At 36.5% G+C, this 17,077-nt stretch carries 17 protein-coding genes; 15 read left to right on the top strand and 2 right to left on the bottom strand.

The genetic code is table 11. The annotated features are described in order from the left end of the window. The first annotated feature begins 437 nt into the window (after nucleotides 1-437). Both IPM92_04110 and IPM92_04115 read left to right on the top strand, forming a co-directional pair. The gene (locus IPM92_04110) at nucleotides 438-3,776 is read left to right on the top strand and encodes a T9SS type A sorting domain-containing protein (GenBank protein MBK9107572.1); all 3,339 of its coding nucleotides are present in this window, start codon (nucleotides 438-440) and stop codon (nucleotides 3,774-3,776) included. A gap of 136 nt (nucleotides 3,777-3,912) precedes the next feature. Next, nucleotides 3,913-4,155: a hypothetical protein gene (locus IPM92_04115; GenBank protein ID MBK9107573.1), complete on the top strand. Its 243-nt coding sequence runs from the start codon at nucleotides 3,913-3,915 to the stop codon at nucleotides 4,153-4,155. Between the two features lie 53 nt (nucleotides 4,156-4,208). Here IPM92_04115 and IPM92_04120 read toward each other — a convergent pair whose 3' ends face one another. Beyond that, nucleotides 4,209-4,565 (bottom strand): DoxX family protein, encoded by a 357-nt coding sequence (locus IPM92_04120; protein MBK9107574.1) that lies wholly within the window; start codon nucleotides 4,563-4,565, stop codon nucleotides 4,209-4,211. A 98-nt stretch (nucleotides 4,566-4,663) separates the two neighbouring features. Here IPM92_04120 and IPM92_04125 point away from each other — a divergent pair, with 98 nt between their 5' ends. The 8 genes from IPM92_04125 to IPM92_04160 all read left to right on the top strand — a co-directional run bounded on the left by IPM92_04125 (nucleotide 4,664) and on the right by IPM92_04160 (nucleotide 12,419). Beyond that, a complete protein-coding gene (locus tag IPM92_04125) occupies nucleotides 4,664-5,032 on the top strand; it encodes a helix-turn-helix transcriptional regulator (GenBank protein ID MBK9107575.1) in 369 nt (122 codons plus the stop codon). Between the two features lie 47 nt (nucleotides 5,033-5,079). After that, the gene (locus IPM92_04130) at nucleotides 5,080-5,637 is read left to right on the top strand and encodes a hypothetical protein (GenBank protein ID MBK9107576.1); all 558 of its coding nucleotides are present in this window, start codon (nucleotides 5,080-5,082) and stop codon (nucleotides 5,635-5,637) included. 179 nt (nucleotides 5,638-5,816) lie between these two features. Beyond that, nucleotides 5,817-7,841 (top strand): tetratricopeptide repeat protein, encoded by a 2,025-nt coding sequence (locus tag IPM92_04135; protein ID MBK9107577.1) that lies wholly within the window; start codon nucleotides 5,817-5,819, stop codon nucleotides 7,839-7,841. 70 nt (nucleotides 7,842-7,911) lie between these two features. Further along, entirely contained in the window at nucleotides 7,912-8,271 is a 360-nt protein-coding gene (locus IPM92_04140) for a hypothetical protein (GenBank protein ID MBK9107578.1), read from the top strand. A 539-nt stretch (nucleotides 8,272-8,810) separates the two neighbouring features. Beyond that, complete coding sequence (locus IPM92_04145; GenBank protein ID MBK9107579.1) at nucleotides 8,811-9,356, top strand: RDD family protein; 546 nt, start codon at nucleotides 8,811-8,813, stop codon at nucleotides 9,354-9,356. 29 nt (nucleotides 9,357-9,385) lie between these two features. Beyond that, a complete protein-coding gene (locus IPM92_04150; protein ID MBK9107580.1) occupies nucleotides 9,386-9,880 on the top strand; it encodes an SRPBCC domain-containing protein in 495 nt (164 codons plus the stop codon). 220 nt (nucleotides 9,881-10,100) lie between these two features. After that, complete coding sequence (locus IPM92_04155) at nucleotides 10,101-10,493, top strand: VOC family protein (GenBank protein ID MBK9107581.1); 393 nt, start codon at nucleotides 10,101-10,103, stop codon at nucleotides 10,491-10,493. Between the two features lie 219 nt (nucleotides 10,494-10,712). After that, nucleotides 10,713-12,419: a serine hydrolase gene (locus IPM92_04160; protein MBK9107582.1), complete on the top strand. Its 1,707-nt coding sequence runs from the start codon at nucleotides 10,713-10,715 to the stop codon at nucleotides 12,417-12,419. Between the two features lie 92 nt (nucleotides 12,420-12,511). Here IPM92_04160 and IPM92_04165 read toward each other — a convergent pair whose 3' ends face one another. Continuing rightward, nucleotides 12,512-13,021, bottom strand: coding sequence for a hypothetical protein (locus IPM92_04165; GenBank protein ID MBK9107583.1), 510 nt, complete (start codon nucleotides 13,019-13,021; stop codon nucleotides 12,512-12,514). 278 nt (nucleotides 13,022-13,299) lie between these two features. Here IPM92_04165 and IPM92_04170 point away from each other — a divergent pair, with 278 nt between their 5' ends. The 5 genes from IPM92_04170 to IPM92_04190 all read left to right on the top strand — a co-directional run bounded on the left by IPM92_04170 (nucleotide 13,300) and on the right by IPM92_04190 (nucleotide 17,056). Beyond that, entirely contained in the window at nucleotides 13,300-14,010 is a 711-nt protein-coding gene (locus IPM92_04170) for a hypothetical protein (protein MBK9107584.1), read from the top strand. A gap of 453 nt (nucleotides 14,011-14,463) precedes the next feature. Further along, nucleotides 14,464-14,943 carry a clan AA aspartic protease gene (locus IPM92_04175; protein ID MBK9107585.1) on the top strand — a complete coding sequence of 160 codons (480 nt, stop codon included), beginning with the start codon at nucleotides 14,464-14,466 and terminating at the stop codon, nucleotides 14,941-14,943. Nucleotides 14,944-15,077: 134 nt separating this feature from the next. Further along, the gene (locus IPM92_04180; GenBank protein ID MBK9107586.1) at nucleotides 15,078-15,509 is read left to right on the top strand and encodes a hypothetical protein; all 432 of its coding nucleotides are present in this window, start codon (nucleotides 15,078-15,080) and stop codon (nucleotides 15,507-15,509) included. Between the two features lie 650 nt (nucleotides 15,510-16,159). Further along, nucleotides 16,160-16,588: a hypothetical protein gene (locus IPM92_04185; GenBank protein MBK9107587.1), complete on the top strand. Its 429-nt coding sequence runs from the start codon at nucleotides 16,160-16,162 to the stop codon at nucleotides 16,586-16,588. Between the two features lie 21 nt (nucleotides 16,589-16,609). Then, the gene (locus tag IPM92_04190) at nucleotides 16,610-17,056 is read left to right on the top strand and encodes a hypothetical protein (protein MBK9107588.1); all 447 of its coding nucleotides are present in this window, start codon (nucleotides 16,610-16,612) and stop codon (nucleotides 17,054-17,056) included. Nucleotides 17,057-17,077: the final 21 nt, after the last annotated feature.

Below are 17,077 nucleotides of genomic sequence, written 5' to 3' on the forward strand. Positions count from 1 at the left end.
ATATGGTTTTACAATCCTTATTTCAAAGTAATTGATTTATATACTACAGGCCTAGTAAGTAAAATTTTTCATCTATTCTGTACTGAACTTAGCAACTTTGTAAAGATTATTTAAAAACAGGTACTTTATGAGACCTGAAAAATTTATAAAACTTTCTTAAGATCACGATTTTAAATCCTAAATTTATTTTCAATTCAATTGATTCAGTACATACTGCTTTCGCAGAGCTGAAAGCAATGCTGCTGCGATTCCTGATCAACAAACACACAAACGCACATGTTATTTCATGCGCTACAATATTTCTGTGAATGAAAAATTAATTACTAATTTTGGCAGCTGATGTTCGAACTTGTGGCGACTATGCCACATCAGGTAACTTATACGCAAGCAATACTCGAAAAAAAAATATGATAAAGCTGCTTTTTAAAAAATGTATCATGAATAATTTGTGTAAAGCCAATATTAAGTTTCAAATCCTACAAAAAAATTATTGGGCTGCCGTTTTATTAGTATTAATTCCTGGCATTTTTAATATTGCCAATGCTCAAATTGTAAAGGGTTCACAATCCGGATTCACCTGGATAAGTACAGAACATATTGCTGATACGAGCTTTGGTTCAGGTTATACCATGTATTGTGCCGCCTGGCCCATATTTAAGCAGTATCCCGGGCCTGCCGAATTTCAAACGGGTTTGAGCAGTAGCTGGTTGACGACTCAAAAAATAAGTGGGCAGGAACAGTTTTATACTACAATTGAAGGAGGTTTGGGTTGGTGGCATGACACGCGTTTTGGTACCAAAGTCCCCAAGTTTATTATGGGTGGGGTGTCCCATGATTTTTATGCCTGGGCTAATGGTCCCGGCGCTGGAAGAAGTAACAGCTTACCAAATGGGCAGCGGGATTGGAGCACTCCCGGAGGCAAATATGGTGTGGCCCAGTTATCCAATAAATTACTGTGGGCACCTGACGGATTGAATATGGCCCAAAGTCTGAATGGTGAAATGCTTGGATATGGATATATTCCTTTGCCTTTAACAGAACCGATAAGCAATACCAATGGCACGAACATCAAAACAGGGAATCAATGTTGGACCTTATTCTTGAATTCCACCAATTTTAAAGGGCCTGTAAGTTTTTTTCTGCCCACTTTTTGGACTGAAGCTGTTTTGCTCAATCCTGGCTTAGAAGGTCTGATGCTAGATACTAGGCCTTCAGATCCCAATGTAGCTTTTGGAGTTGAACATGCGGGGTCTCCGGCTATCATCGCCCATGATGCCAATGGAAAAAGATACGCTAAGGTCAATCGCTTGCAGTTTCCGGCCAATAATGATGACAGATCAATGATTTTAAACCAAATTTCAGTTTATTCCCGGGATGCACTTTGGAATGACATGGAGTCCTGGTTTAATGGTGGCCCTAAAGTACCAACCCGCATTCAAGCTGCCGGGATTCGCCCGGTTCCTTTTATCAATAATGGAGGATCTATGTTTGCTGAGATTCAAGAAAACGGACCCACGAGAATAAAAAAAGAGGTCGACCTCAACTATATTGATAACGTGCAGCTCAATAATGATATCATGGGCTTTGAATATGATCTCAATGTCGTTGAGAAAGATGGAAAAGTCTTTAAATTGCCCGAATATTTCAGGCTTGATACCGACAGTTTATGGCATGCAATTGAAGAGACCGAAGTGCCCACTTCTACAAATTTGTTAGCCACCCCGGTTCCTAAATCGCCTCGATCAGAAATCACCTATTTGACACCTTTAGACCCGGATTGTCTTTGGCAAGATCCCAATGGTCCCTGGAACAATCCCGGACCGGTAGCGGGCCCATTTAAAGCAGACCTCGGAGACGGCACCACAATTACCTATTACTGGTATCGTTTTGTGGACCAACCCGCTATCATCCATGCAAATCTAACCTTGGATATGCGCAACAAACTCCAACAAAGAATCGAACTCATTCATGCCAACTGGAGTCATACCGATGAATACCTGGCAAATCCTGCCATCGGAAGAATTGCTACCGTTGATCCTGCGGCTATCATTCAAGCACCGGCAGGCCTGGAAATAGGTTATGTTCCTATTGTAACCAGACAAGAAAAAACGCAAAAAAAAGTAAGGGTATTTGTTATGGCCGGTCAGTCGAATATGCAAGGATATGGCTCCGTCAATCGTCCCGAAAATGCTCCCGGAACCTTAAATCATGTGATCCAAAATGATTCAACCGGAAAGTGGTCTGAAATCGGGAGCTTAAATCATTGGACTACACTTGAAAATGCATACCTCTACTATGAGCAAGGCAGCGACACCATAAAGTCAAATGTTACAGTAGGCCAAGGGGCCTATTCGGATTTGATTGGGCCTGAATTGACCTTTGCACATCAGTTGGATAAATATTATGAAGACCCCATTTTAATTATAAAAACGGCCTGGGGAGGCAAAAGTCTGGCCGTTGATTTTCGTCCGCCTTCGGCTGGAGGAAATGTTGGCGATTCCTATCTGGCGTTGATCCAAAAGTTGAACCATGTTACTGAAAACATGGGAAGTTATTTTCCCGAGCTCAAGGCAATGGATTTTGAAATTTCAGGATTTGTCTGGTTTCAAGGTTGGAATGATGGCGCATCCGACGACCATTTGAATGAATATGAAAGCAATTTGTATCATTTGGTAAATGATGTTAGAAATGAGCTGAAAAACCCCAAACTACCTGTAATTATAGCAAGCGCCGGCCAGGGTGGCTATGAGCAAACCAATGACACATGGGTTCAGAGTATGCAAAATATAGTTTCTGTGGCTCAAGAAACCGTGGCTTGTAATGATAGTATTTATGGTGGTAAAGTTGGATTCGTCAATTCGAAACCATTTTATTTAAATCGGTCAGAATCGCCGGAAGATGCCATTTATCACTATAACAATAATGCCCTGACTTTTTTAAATATTGGCAAAGCCATGGGTGATGAAATGATATTGGCGATCAACGATATGTCGTTTTGTTATCAGGACTGCGCCAATCCGATACTGCCTGATGTCGTATCGATTGGGAACAGAGTATGGAATGATTTGAATCGAAATGGCATCAATGAACCCGATGAGCCTGGAATTCCGGGAGTGTCTCTGGTCATTTGGTCGGATTCAGACGGCGATGGTATTCCGGACTGGAAAGGATTTGGGGGTGTTCGCGTGACAGATGAAAATGGATATTATCGCTTTTCAGGTCTTAAGCCCGGCAACTATGTAGTTTTTGTTTGGCAGGTGAACAATTGGGATCCTGGAGAACCATTAGAATTTTTTGTATCCACAAATGGATTCCAGGCAAATGCAAACAATGATGTTGATTTTGACAATAATGGTTTTGGAAATCCTTTCACGGATATTATGTCCGGTATTGTGACCCTTGGAATAAACGAAGAGCCACTGAATGATGGCGACCCATTTAATTGTTATTTTAATTATGATGCCAACGGAAATAACAGCGTCGATTTTGGTTTCTATAACCCTAAAGTGGTCTCAAATAATGGAAATTTAAATGAACAAGATTGGATTCAAATTTTTCCGATGCCGGTGCTGGACAAGTTTTCAATCAAAGGCAGATTTTCTGGTTCATATGACTTGGAGATGTTTGATTCATTTGGTCGTATGGTAAGAAGTGTTGAATGGAAAGAATCCGCCCAAACCATAGATATTTCTTCGTTTCCGGCAGGTATGTATATCATTAATTTAAAACATCAGACTAACAAAGACCGGAAAATATTCAAATTGATAAAAATATAAATTGAATCCAAAAAAGCTGACATAATAGATTGGCCAACTAAATTTACCTCCACCTATTTTTTTCATGCGGCAAATTGGAACGCATGAATTACACAAATGCATTCGCTGGATAATGACCTTAACAAACCACGCATACTTGCCCGACATAATTCCAATCCATTATCATCTTGAAGGACGCGCAAATGGTTTTGAAGCGAAAGTATATATTTTGATTTTACTCTTTATCGCAACAGTCCTGTTTATCGGACCGACCATAGCGAATAATTTTCATCTTGTATTTAGTGATCCTCTTGAGATAAGTTCAGACAAAACAGTAAGACAATATACAAATGCCACAAGAATGATTGGATATTTATTGGTTCTTATACATTTTGCATGAAATCGTAACAAGCAGCCCGTAGAATGGGCGTAAAATTTCCTGAGACATACATTTTAGAACCTATAATAAGCGACAACAATTGACATTAAAATACAGACTACAATTAAAGGCAACATTTTCATTTCTTTACTTTTTATTTTATCAAATAAAGCTCCTGTTAATACCAATACAAAGCAGACCGCTGTAACGGGAGTAAGAATAGGATATACATTTATAAGCTGAGGTACGATAATTCCAATCACACCAAGCAATTCCAAAACCCCAAGAATTTTTAAAAAAATCAGCTTTCTATCTGGGAGCGATTGTTTTCCTGCAAGCATGTTATTTGTTGAAGGGTTTAATTTTTTCATTGCTGCTCCAGCGAAAACTAGGGCTAGTAAAGTCTGAAAAATCCAAATTATGAGTTCCATTTATTTTTTTTTGATGGGACAAAATTAGTTATATTTGCTATCCATAAGATATTACTATCCTTTTGGATAGTGATATCCTCAAACATAGTAATAAAAGGATGACTACTACAAAAACGACAACACAAGCAAGTCAAGAACATGAAACATGTAAAAAACGAATGCTTCCCGTACGTGACGCTTTGGAAGTCTTAAATGGAAAATGGAAGTTGCCAATTATGCTGTCCATTTCTTTTGGGGCAAAGAGATTTAAACAAATATCAAAGGATGTAGGAGATATTACGGATAAGATGTTATCTAAACACCTAAAGGAATTGGAAACAAATCAGTTGATCATTAGAAAAGTTTATGACACATTTCCGCCCACAGTTGAGTATTCAATAACAGAGCATGGAATGACATTAAGGAAAGTAATTAAGGAATTGGCCGATTGGGGCCAAATTCATCGGAATAAAATAATCGGGCATTAGCACGAACAAAATTGCTTTGCCAGTAATATCATCGGAAATCAAAAAAAATGAAATTAAATTACAAGGCAGAATTAGAAAAATTAGTTCAAAAGAAAAAGAACGAAATGCCGACTATATTTTCCGAAGCGGCACTTGCTTATATTTTCGCAACGCTAGAATACACGCCTCACTTTCTGACAGCTATTGCCAAACAATTTGACGAAAGAACATCATTAAATCCCATTATTTCAGGCAAACGCTCCTTCAGAGAAACCTTGATACATTTGCTCAATTTTGAAGGACCCAACTACACGATGGTCTATCCTGCATTTCTTTTGAAGAACCCACTCGTTTATCCTATTCATGCTGAAAGGGATTTTGACAGGCTGAATTTATTTGCAGATTTTAAATTGGATGAATTGTTGATGGCTTATTGTTATGAACGAAAGAAATATTTGAATTTTTTAAAATCATTAAAAAAATTGGATTGGAACAGAAAAATAACGGAAAGCGGAAAAGTAAGAGAAGAAACCATTTATTTAATGGCAAGAAGGACAGCACTTCACGATTTTACACACATTCAAATTCTTAATTTTCAAACTAATTTTTTAAATAATGGGCAATGAAATTCTTTACGATGGGTAAAGCATTTATGCATAGGCCATAAAATCCGGTATTTTCTTTAGATATTTAAATTAATTTATGAATCAAAATGGAACGGTATATCTCGTGATTTTTGATATGGATTAAAGAAAACAAACGAAATGAAATAGGCACTATTCAGCATTGAATCAAAAATATAAATATGCAAGCTACCGCTCAAGTTTTTCAATTGAATCTAAACAACAAAATGAAGCAAATGTTATATTTTTTAAGATTCATTTTGCTATACTGCTATTACTTTTTATTACTCTTGCTTTTAGCAATTACGGCCAAAGCTCAAAATCTGGATTCATTACATTCCATTTGGCAGCACAAAACACTGTCCGACTCCATAAGAGTTGCTGCCTACAAGGATTACATTTGGAATGGTTTCCTTTTTTCAAAACCCGATACTGCTGCTGTGTTAGCAGAATCCCTAAACCGTTTTGCAACTGAACACAACTATCCCAAAGCAGCTGCCCAGGCTTATAACTTAAAAGGTATCGCAAACCATTTACAAGGTAACTACTCCCGTGCTTTAGAAAATTATATGTTAGCCCTGCCGATCTTTGAGGAAGTCGGAGACAAATTGGGTTATGCAAACAGCCTTAACAATATTGGTAATCTTTACAATAACCAAGGCAACTATGCACTCGCTTTAACTTATTATGAAAAATCACTGGCGATTAAAGAAGAAATTGGAGATAAAGGCGGAATCGCATCGAGTCTGGGCAATATTGGCAATATTTACAAAAACCAAGGCAATTACAAACGTGCCTTAGAATACTATGAAAAATTGCCGGCGATATTTGAGAAATCAGGAGACAAACAAGGTTATGCAAATAGCTTGAATAATATTGGCAACATTTATCATAATCAAGGCAACTATCCACGTGGCTTGGAATATTATGAAAAGTCATTAGCGATCCAGGAAGGTCTTGGAAATAAAAAAGGCATAGCTTATAGTCTTAGTAATATTGGTCTAATCTACAAAGACCAAGTCAACTATTCCCGTGCATTGGAATATACGAAAAAGGCACTTGCGGTTCGTGAAGAAATCAAGGATAAATCAGGAATTGCGAGTAGTTTAAAAAATATTGGTGTGATCTATCAAAATCAGGGTGATTTTCAAATGGCGATGAAAGCTTGCCAAAATGCTTTGCTGATCGCTGAAGAAATTGGTGTCTTGGACCAACAAAAAGGTGCTTGTCAATGCCTTTATGAGACCTACAAAGTTATGGGCAAAGGAAATGAAGCGCTGAAATACCTGGAGAAGATGAATGGGATTACAGATAGTTTGAAAGCTGAAGAAACCGGAAAAAAACTACAACAGATGGAGTTTGCAAAACAAATGTTGCAGGATAGTATTGTCAAAGCCGAAGAAAGTCGCTTAATAGAAGCAGTGCACAAGGAAGAAGTGCGGCAAAAGAATCAAAATCGAAATATTGCATATGGCATCGGCGGAATGATATTGTTATTATCCGGGGGCTTGTACAGTCGTTTGCGTTATGTACGCAAAGCAAAAAATATAATAGAAAAAGAAAAAGACCGTTCTGAAAATTTGCTGCTCAATATCTTACCTGCTGAAATAGCTGCCGAACTCAAGGAAAAAGGCCGTGCAGATGCGCGTGATTTTGATTTGGTTTCCATTCTGTTTACTGATTTCAAAAGTTTTACTGAAACATCTTCAAAACTCAGTGCTGCGGAATTGGTGAATGAGATCAATACCTGCTTCGAAACTTTTGACGGCATCGTTGGAAAATATGGCATTGAAAAAATAAAAACCATTGGCGATTCCTATATGGCAGCAGGAGGCCTGCCTGTGCCTTCAGATCGATCAGTGAAAAATACGGTTCTTGCTGCCCTGGAAATGCAAAGATTTATTGCAGAACGCAAAACCATGAATGATGCCATCGGCAAACAAGCATTTGAAATGCGCGTAGGCATACATTCAGGTCCGGTTGTCGCAGGTATCGTTGGAGTTAAGAAATTCCAATATGATATATGGGGAGATACCGTAAACATTGCCAGCAGGTTTGAAAACAATAGTGACGTTGGCAAAGTAAATATCAGTCAGTCAACTTATGATTTACTCCATGCCGATCAGGATTTTAAATTTGAAAACAGAGGCAAAATTGAAGTAAAAGGAAAAGGCGAAATGGCAATGTACTATGTTGAATTAGTTTGAATTCAATAAAATAATGCTATAGACATTTTAACATTATTAAGATCATTCATAATCAGGAGAAGTACAAATGATGAAAAAAAATAGAAATAACAAAAGCCGGCTTACTTGCATTTTGATCGGATATTTATTTATTTACATGAATTGCGGTGAAAATGATTTATTACACACCCCGCCATGTTTATTAAAGTCAATCCAATATATCAATGAATATGTTGGCTACCAGCAGGCCTATATCATTGAATACGAATTTCAAAATGGGATTGTTTATTATATTGATTCAGGAGATGGTTCCGAACACGAACAATTTTATATATTAAACAGTAATTGCGATTCATTGGGATATTTGGGAGGAGCAGTTGGAAATTCAATCATTAACGGGGAAGATTTTTACTTAAAAGCCAAGAAGATAAGGACTATTTGGGGAAATTAAATGCCCGATTTTATTCTCGAATCGAATGCATCCAAATCGAAATAAATTTTAAATCACATCAAAAACCCAAAGGCCGGCATCAACCGGAAAAAAGACGAAAATTCTTGAAATGTCAATATGAAATCATACAACGAACATCAAACCCCGCAAGCCGGCTTCAGCCGGAATAAAAAACGAAAACCCAAAAAGGTAAAATCAAAACCGAAAATCCAAAGAAACATGAATTGAACCGTAATTGAACCGTAATCCATAAATAGGAATGGGTTTCAACCCATTCCAAAACGAAATCCAAAATGAATCCCAAAACGAAATCCAAAATGAATCCCGAAACGAAATCCTAAATGAATCCCGAAACGAAATCCAAAATGAATCCCGAAACGAAATCCTAAATGAATCCCGAAACGAAATCCAAAATGAATCCCGAAACGAAATCCAAAATGAAATCCAAAACGAAACCTAAAACGAAATCCCAAAACGAAATCAAAAAACGAAATCCCAAACGATTTTTCGATTTCCCAAAATAAACGCCTTAATATTGCGTGAGAAATCATGCCGCTATGTCCATTATGCAATTGCTGTATAGAAGAATCTTTGCTTCAATTATAGATTATGGAATTATAGGGATCTATGGGATCTTTTTGTTTCTATTGACACAAAGCATTGCATCAGAATGCAATCTCAATTTAAATATACATCCTTTTGAAAGCCAACTCATTGGATTTCTATGTCTGACACTTCCTGTTTTCCTTTATTCTTATCTGACGGAAAAAAGCAACTGGAAAGGGACTATTGGAAAAAGAATCCTAAATATTAATGTAACTCCAAATCCAGCTGCTTCCCATGATCATATCTTCTTGAGGAATCTACTTAAATACTTACCTTGGGAATTGGCACATACGGGCGTGCATTGGACCATTTATTATTCACAAAAGGAAATGGAACTAGCTTTGTGGATATGGGGATTATTAATGGGCCCACAAATAATAGCTATTGTCTATTTTGCAAGTATTGTTAAAACTAAGGGGGAGCGAAGTGTGTATGACGAAATAGCCAAAACCAAAATCTGTATTATAAATTCAAATTAAAAGATCAAGACCATAAATAATGCAATAACATGAATAACTTTGACTGGACACGTTTTACGCGAAAAATTGCTGTTAAAGCAAAGATTTCTGAAATTTACAAGGCCTGGACAACTGTCTCGGAGCTTGAAAAATGGTTTTTAAGCGAAGCGTTATTTTATAATGCTCAGCAAACTCCCATAAATAGGAATGAGTCCATAGAAACGGGGATGAGTTACGAATGGCGTTGGTATTTGTACGATGTTACAGAACGCGGAAGAATAACTGAAGCAAACGGAAAAGATTTTCTACAATTTACATTTGCAGGTGAATGTTTAGTGGACATTCAACTTTTAAGCCAAGATGATTATGTAATTGTAGAGTTAACACAAAAAAATATTCCGACCGACGATAAATCAAAACAAGGAATCCGACTTGGTTGCTCGACTGGTTGGTCGTTTTTTTTGGTGAATTTGAAATCTGTTTATGAAGGGGGCCTTGATTTAAGAAACAAAGACCCGCAACTCCTCGGAATGTTGAATAATTAATTAGAAATAAGAGAACCTTAGCCTCCGGACCGTGAATTCCTGGTCCGCATTTGTTTATCATTACTTTTTGATTTGAAGGACCTCCTATGTTTTCAAAATGTTAAATGTTTTGAATTAGCCTAGCTTTTTCGAATAGGACAGATCTCAAATTTATAAATGTTTAATTTGCGTTTTTTTAAACGAGGGTGAAAGAAAATTTATAACTTAAATTAATTTAATAATGACAGCACAAGCAAAAAATCCATTTACATGGGTAGAAATTTATGTAGAGGATATGGGAAGAGCACAAAAATTTTATGAAAGTGTATTGCAAATCAATATGGTGTCTTTGCAAGCACCGGGCGACTTTGGGGATTTAGAAATGTTGAGTTTTCCCTGGATTGAAGGCGGAAGCAATATAAGTGGCGCGTTATGCAAAACTTCTCATGTGAAACCAGGCGCGGGTGGTACGATGGTATATTTTGCATGTGACGATTGTTCTGTCGAAGAAAGCCGGGTAGAAGATGCAGGCGGAAAAGTATTACAAGTTAAAATGCCCATTGGAGATTATGGTTTTTGCGCTGTGGTGATGGACACCGAAGGAAATTCTATTGGTTTGCATTCAATGAAATAGTTGAATGCAATCAAGCAGAAAAAGATCGACCGAACTTTGGCAGTACCGAAATTCGAGCGGACATTTTTATCAAGCATTATAAATGAACAAAAAATATTTAATCTTTAGCTGTAAATAAGGTAAACAAGCCAAAATAAATAACTTGCTTCCAGAGCCGGAATTCCGAAATGAGTGATGGTTCCATACAAACTACTTAATAATAATTCAATTAACTAACTAATGAAAAGAACCGCATTCCTTCTCGCTTATGCACTTATATTCAATTTTGTATTCGCACAGCAAAAACTTCCAACGGAGATTCATGAAAGCATATTAAAAAGAATAGAGTATGGCCAATTACCGAGTATTGTGGTGGGCATAGTTGATAAGAATGGATCTCAATATTATTCATTCGGTAATAAAACCAAAGGCGGGGAACCGGTTAACGAACATTCCATTTATGAGATAGGCTCTATATCTAAAACATTTACAGCGATTCTTCTGGCGCAAATGGTACTTGAAGGAAAGTTGAAAGTGGAAGACCTTGCACAAAGTTATCTTCCATCAAATGTAAAATTACCAACGAAAGATGGTAAACAAATTACCCTTGCACAACTGTCCAATCATACTTCCGGATTGCCTCGGATGCCCAGCCATTTTAATCCTAAAGACCCGGCCAATCCTTATGCTGATTATACAGTTGAACAAATGTATGATTTTTTAAATAACTTCAAATTGACTCGCGAAATTGGTTCGCAATATGAATATTCCAATTTGGCGGTAGGCCTGTTGGGACATTGTCTTTCACTCCATGAAGGCAAATCATATGAATCTTTACTCACGGAAAGAATTACCGCAACATTACAGATGAAGGAAACTAAAATTACCTTGGATAAAAGAATGAAACAGAATCTGGCGATGGGTTACAGCAATGGTGAACAAGTATCAAATTGGGATATTCCAACATTGGCCGGAGCAGGTGCCATTAGAAGTTCCTTACACGATATGTTGCATTATGTTGCAGCAAATCTTGGATTGAACAAAAGCAAATTACTTCCTGCGATGCAGCTGACGCATCAGGTTCAACATGATAAAGCCGGTGAAGGCACATCGGTTGGACTGGGTTGGCACATTAGCAAAGGGGCTGAAGGTGACATTATTACCCACAGTGGCGGAACCGGAGGCTACCGAACCTTTATCGGCTTTGTAAAAGAAATAGGAAAAGGAGTAGTAGTCCTGACAAACTCTGATATTGGTGCTGACGACATCGGAATGCGCTTACTCAACTCAACGGCCAAATTGATCGAAGTCAAAAAATCTGGCCTTGCAAACATTAAAGAAGCATTGGATAAGCAAGGCGCAGACGCAGCATTGAATATTTACGCAAAAATTAAAATGGAAGAATCCATGTATGAATTTGATGAATCTGCCATCAACGCACTGGGATATGTTTACATGGGAAAAGGAAAAATGGCAGAAGCCATAGCAGTATTTAAAATTAATGTGGATCAATTTCCCAAATCAGATAATGTATATGACAGCTATGCTGAAGCAATGATGAAAGACGGCCAGAAAGAAGCTGCCATCATCAATTACAAAAAATCACTAGAGCTTAATCCTGCCAATACGAATGCAGTGGAGATGTTGGCAAAAATGGGTGTTGGCGAATCGATAAAAGAGATCCAGCTTGAAGAAAGTGTACTTGCGAGCTATGTTGGAGTGTATGAACTGGCACCTAACTTTACCATCGCCATTACTCAAAATGGAAATCAACTTTTTGGCCAGGCTACAGGGCAGGAAAAATTTGAGTTGTTTGCAAAATCTAATACCGATTTCATCTTAAAAGTTGTCCCTGCGCAAATCAGTTTTTTTAGCAAAGATGGTAAAGTAGAAAGTTTGACACTTTATCAAGGCGGAAGGGAGATGCCGGGGAAGAGAATCAACTAAGAAGATCATATTGGCGCAAGATCTCTTATTCATCTATGGCTTGTAATGGCAGTAAAAATAAAAGGGATGCCAAATATTTAAAGTACTTTTATTTACTTTACTTCCATCATAAATCTTAATGATGCATGACCTTTTTTCGGATGGGCTAATTGAATTTGCTCGAAAGCAAGGATATCCCCTTGATTGACTTCAGTCAGTAACATTTTGGTTTCTTCATTAAAATTCCATCCTTTATTAGTTATTTTTCTTTGAACCTGGTTGGGTTTTTTAAGAATGAGCTCAAATGATTTGATTTCCCAATCACCGTCCCATTGTTTTTGTAATAATCCATTGCAATTCAAATCGATTGTTGATAAATTTCTTGCCTGTGTCACACTTAAATAACTGCTTGTAGCTTTAAAATTTTGATGAAAGGAATCGCAAAAGTCAGCATCCAGCTGCGCAAATGTTATATGTAATATTTTAATTTCTTCAATTTTTGTTTCCGTGTCGTACACCACTATCGTATCTATACGTTCTGCAACACTTGTTAATAGATTTTGTGAAATGCCGAAATAACTTGTTGAGATTATTAATGCGAATAATAGGATTGAAACTTTCATAAATTATTACTATTTATATCCTGTAATTTAAGGCAATTTCATGAATTGAGTAATTTTATTTTATTTGAGGTCGGGTAAACAGATTTTAAGCCTGGGATAACAACGTATTGAATTATCGATAAATAGAGTACAATCAGACCAATCCCAAGGCGAATTAGAAGAAGAGAAGTAAATCGAGTTTTACTAGATTATTTTTAACTTTGTCGTAGGTGATTAATTTTCAGAATATTTTGCGAGCTATGGTTAAATTTTATCCTTGGCATATTTATTTACATTCAATGGTATTAATAGGAGTAATTTCCTGTGGGGATGGCAGTTTGGCAGATCCGGAAAAAATACAAATTGATAGAACCCAGAATATGAACCTGAGATCTTATGCTTTTAAAATAGAAGGTGCTTATCATTCTCCGGTTTCATTTGCCTTAGACATCGACAAAAATGGGATAAGCGATTTTCAGTTTACAAGTAATATTTGGGGATCTCCTGCTATTGGTCAACATCCTGAAGCAGATATCAGTTGCCTGAATAATTTAGCTTTTATCTATGTGGCAACTATTTCAGATACTGCTTTTCTCTTTACAAAAAGCGATACCAATTATCAAGGAAAGGTGAATATTATTTTGAAAAACACTTACTCTTGTAAAAGGATAAGTCCAACTGATTCCATCAGGAGTATTATAAATTCAAAGCATATTAAAGTATTAGCCAGGTTTGATGAGATCCGAAATTCGGGTCCATGGTTATCTGGGAAATTGGATTTGAATAATGAAAATTACACCCCTCCAGCGCAAAATGTATATAATTCGCTTGACACATCGGTATATAAAGTAGTCAGCTACAATTACGATTGTCATTCTTTTCCTGATGATCGGATAGCATACATCGGCATTAAATTAATTGACAATGGGGCGGCTAAATTGGGTTGGATAAAATTGAGTATTACTGACAAGTACATCATTTCCATTTTAGAGACAGCCATCCAAAATTAAAATGAATCCGGGATTGCATAGTAATACCCATGTAATTATAACTATACGTAACAATAATTAAATTTTTTAAAAACACCTAAAACCCCCAAGCCGGCTTCAGCCGGACAAAAAACGAAAATCCAGAAATGATAAATCAAAGACGAGAAACCAAAGAAACACAAATTGAAACGAAAACTATGAATAGGAATGGGTTTCAACCCATTCCAAACGAAACCAAACCCCAAACCCCCACGAAAACAAACGGAATCCCAAATCTAATCCCGAAACAAATCACGATACGAAATAATTCCCTAATTTTGTTTTTGACATTTATGCAATTCAATTCCTTATAACGAAACTGAAAACAAATTCATAAAATCGGATGAAGGGATTGCGAATCGGATAATTCAAACTAAAAGCGATAAATCAATTCCGATCGCAAAAAGTAAACAATATCATAACAAACCAACAATCATGAACCCCCCATCAGCAAAATCAGAAATACTCCCTCCAAAACTTTCCGCAATGGGATATACAGCAATAGCCCTACATCAAAATATCGCCGGCCAGCAGCTTATTCATGCAAAAATAAACAATGTCGAGGGCGTTTATATTTTAGATTCGGGAGCAGGACATACGGTCGTGGATTCCAGACAAATAGAAACGTTAAAATTGGATCTCAGACAAGAAGAGGCACAATTCACCGGGGGCGGTTTTGGGGCACATGGTATTGAGAATGTACCTTCATATGGTAATAAGCTTGAAATAGGAAATTTCAAAATGGACAATTTAGTGGTAGCTGTCATGGCGCTGGATTCAGCCTGGGAATCACTTGCACATATAGGTGCAAAGGAAGTCTTATTTGGTTTTATTGGCGTAGATGTTTTAAAATCGGGCAATGCATTGCTTGATTTCAGTACAATGACCCTTTATTTGCAAAATGCCCATCCTTAAATGTACAGGGTGGATTGATTTTTTTCGAGTTTAGGGTTTTGTTTCTTGCCAGATTATAAGGTATATTGCATTGCGAATATGTTTCGGACGATTACTTTTGTATTATATATTTAAATTTTATAAATAAACGGCAGATGGAAAACATAAATCTCAGTTTTACGGAAGACCAGTTTAAATCTTTAACGAGATTGGTATTTTTAGGTAAATGGATGTTGGAATCAAATCATGTAGATTTTGAGGAAAAGTTCAAAGTGGAACAAGATGTCGAGCAAATTATTTTTAAAAATTGCGACGAAAATGTTTGTGAATATTCAGAAGAAGATGCTCAATTTTATCCTACGATTACATTTGAAGACGAAATGCACATCTTAATTGAATATTACGACCAAGATACTTTTTGGCAAGAATTACCAGAGAAACTCGCTTTTAGGGATTTATATCTTAAAATGGGTACCAAATTGGACGTGATGACAGCAGAAGAGAAATTTTTAAAACTCTCAGAGTATATGGAACTGTACATGGACGAATTTGATAAGAATGAATTGAATAATTTAGTGATTCAATAGCTTGAATAGACATTTAAGCGGGAAGTAGGGCAATGAAATTTGTGCGAATTAAAAAATTTCATGAGGATATATAATAGAAGCATTTGGATTCATATTTGATGAGCATTCATATTTAACTGCCAGGTTAATTGTTTTAGCTTCTTAGATTCATGAAAAGGCATCAATTTTTTGACGCTTATCAATATCTCATCTTTATACCATTTGGCAATAAGGGCTGGAATTCAAGATATATTGAATTTTTTAAATCCGGAAGAAACAGGAAAAACACCTGGAAGAAACAGGAAAAACACCCTTTTAAGGTTCATGAAATTATTTTCCCTTTGTAATATTTAAATGGACGAACGAAAGAATGAGCATATGTTATTTTGATTCTTAAATTTAGTCTTTTGGTTTTTGAATTTTATAAGGTACTACTATTTCTAGTAGGTATATATGCAGAAATTCATGCAGAAAGACTTTTGTAAGGTAGTTTCTTAATATGGCTAACATTGATAGAATTTATAACGAAAAGTATTAAATGATAAGGTGGTTTTTAAATTACAAGTTTTATAGCGATTAAGATAGAATAATAAATGGAGTTTAGCTCGGTGCTTTAGAGTTTGCTTAAAATTATATTTAATTATTTTTTAATATACTTAAAACCTCAGAAAATGACGACCAGTAACCCAACGCTCGTCCTCAACATTATTAATAATTGTGTTGGAGGATACATGACCTTTAATGGTTTTTCAACAGACTATAATCCTGATCCTGTAGAACACGGAGGTCCGCCTGTTGTTCTCCCTACTATTTTAAACAACGGAGCTTCAAGTTTGGCATTTCAAGTATCTGATTGCTATTCAGGAGAAACGCAGGGGGAATCCTATTTTAATATGCCTGATGGTTCCCAATTTAAAATTACCTGGCATTTGTATAATCATCCAGATTCAAATCCAGATGAAGGATATAATGCAATCAGCTGTCCGAATTATACTATCGAATACTTGCAGAGTGATGGCTCTTACAGTACTCAAATTTATTGGGATATTACCAATGTCAATTCTTTTAGTGCGACCATCACCATCGTTGAAGCTTCTTAATTTATTCTAAAATTTAAAGTTATGTCATCAAATTATTCTCCAAGCAATGATGCTTGCTCCATCAATATTAGTGTAGCCAATAATACCAGTCATGTTTTTAGTCAGACTGATATTTGGCGGCACCATGGTAAAACAGTTAATAATCCAGTTTCTTCCATATTGGGAGATAGTGCTGAAACGCTGATCGCTACTTTTGGAAAAGAAAGTGGATATGGCCCCTTAGGTTTATTGAAGTACACTTCCGATGATGGAACGGTTTTAATAATTTATTATAACAATCCTGAAGTGGGCGAGACTACAACTTCTACTGCTGAAGCAAATCAATGGTTTTATGCCATTCTACAACCTCCTTCAGGAAAGGGTACATCATATTACCTTGAAGTGTCAGGGTTTACGATGAACTTAAATGGAAGCGGTGAGTCAGAAGAGGTTATGAACCCGGTAATTACCATTAATTTATTTACTTAGTTTTCTATTTACTTAATTTAA

The organism is Saprospiraceae bacterium (genome assembly GCA_016719615.1).
Taxonomy (GTDB): domain Bacteria; phylum Bacteroidota; class Bacteroidia; order Chitinophagales; family Saprospiraceae; genus Vicinibacter.

Bases quoted from the DNA above. Each gene is read 5' to 3' on its own strand.
- IPM92_04180 (MBK9107586.1), top strand. From the start codon at position 15,078: ATGGAAAACATAAATCTCAGTTTTACGGAAGACCAGTTTAAATCTTTA.
- IPM92_04150 (MBK9107580.1), top strand. From the start codon at position 9,386: ATGAATAACTTTGACTGGACACGTTTTACGCGAAAAATTGCTGTTAAA.
- IPM92_04135 (MBK9107577.1), top strand. From the start codon at position 5,817: ATGCAAGCTACCGCTCAAGTTTTTCAATTGAATCTAAACAACAAAATG.
- IPM92_04120 (MBK9107574.1), bottom strand. From the start codon at position 4,565: ATGGAACTCATAATTTGGATTTTTCAGACTTTACTAGCCCTAGTTTTC.
- IPM92_04155 (MBK9107581.1), top strand. From the start codon at position 10,101: ATGACAGCACAAGCAAAAAATCCATTTACATGGGTAGAAATTTATGTA.
- IPM92_04140 (MBK9107578.1), top strand. From the start codon at position 7,912: ATGAAAAAAAATAGAAATAACAAAAGCCGGCTTACTTGCATTTTGATC.
- IPM92_04160 (MBK9107582.1), top strand. From the start codon at position 10,713: ATGAAAAGAACCGCATTCCTTCTCGCTTATGCACTTATATTCAATTTT.
- IPM92_04130 (MBK9107576.1), top strand. From the start codon at position 5,080: ATGAAATTAAATTACAAGGCAGAATTAGAAAAATTAGTTCAAAAGAAA.
- IPM92_04185 (MBK9107587.1), top strand. From the start codon at position 16,160: ATGACGACCAGTAACCCAACGCTCGTCCTCAACATTATTAATAATTGT.
- IPM92_04175 (MBK9107585.1), top strand. From the start codon at position 14,464: ATGAACCCCCCATCAGCAAAATCAGAAATACTCCCTCCAAAACTTTCC.
- IPM92_04125 (MBK9107575.1), top strand. From the start codon at position 4,664: ATGACTACTACAAAAACGACAACACAAGCAAGTCAAGAACATGAAACA.
- IPM92_04110 (MBK9107572.1), top strand. From the start codon at position 438: ATGAATAATTTGTGTAAAGCCAATATTAAGTTTCAAATCCTACAAAAA.
- IPM92_04165 (MBK9107583.1), bottom strand. From the start codon at position 13,021: ATGAAAGTTTCAATCCTATTATTCGCATTAATAATCTCAACAAGTTAT.
- IPM92_04190 (MBK9107588.1), top strand. From the start codon at position 16,610: ATGTCATCAAATTATTCTCCAAGCAATGATGCTTGCTCCATCAATATT.
- IPM92_04170 (MBK9107584.1), top strand. From the start codon at position 13,300: ATGGTATTAATAGGAGTAATTTCCTGTGGGGATGGCAGTTTGGCAGAT.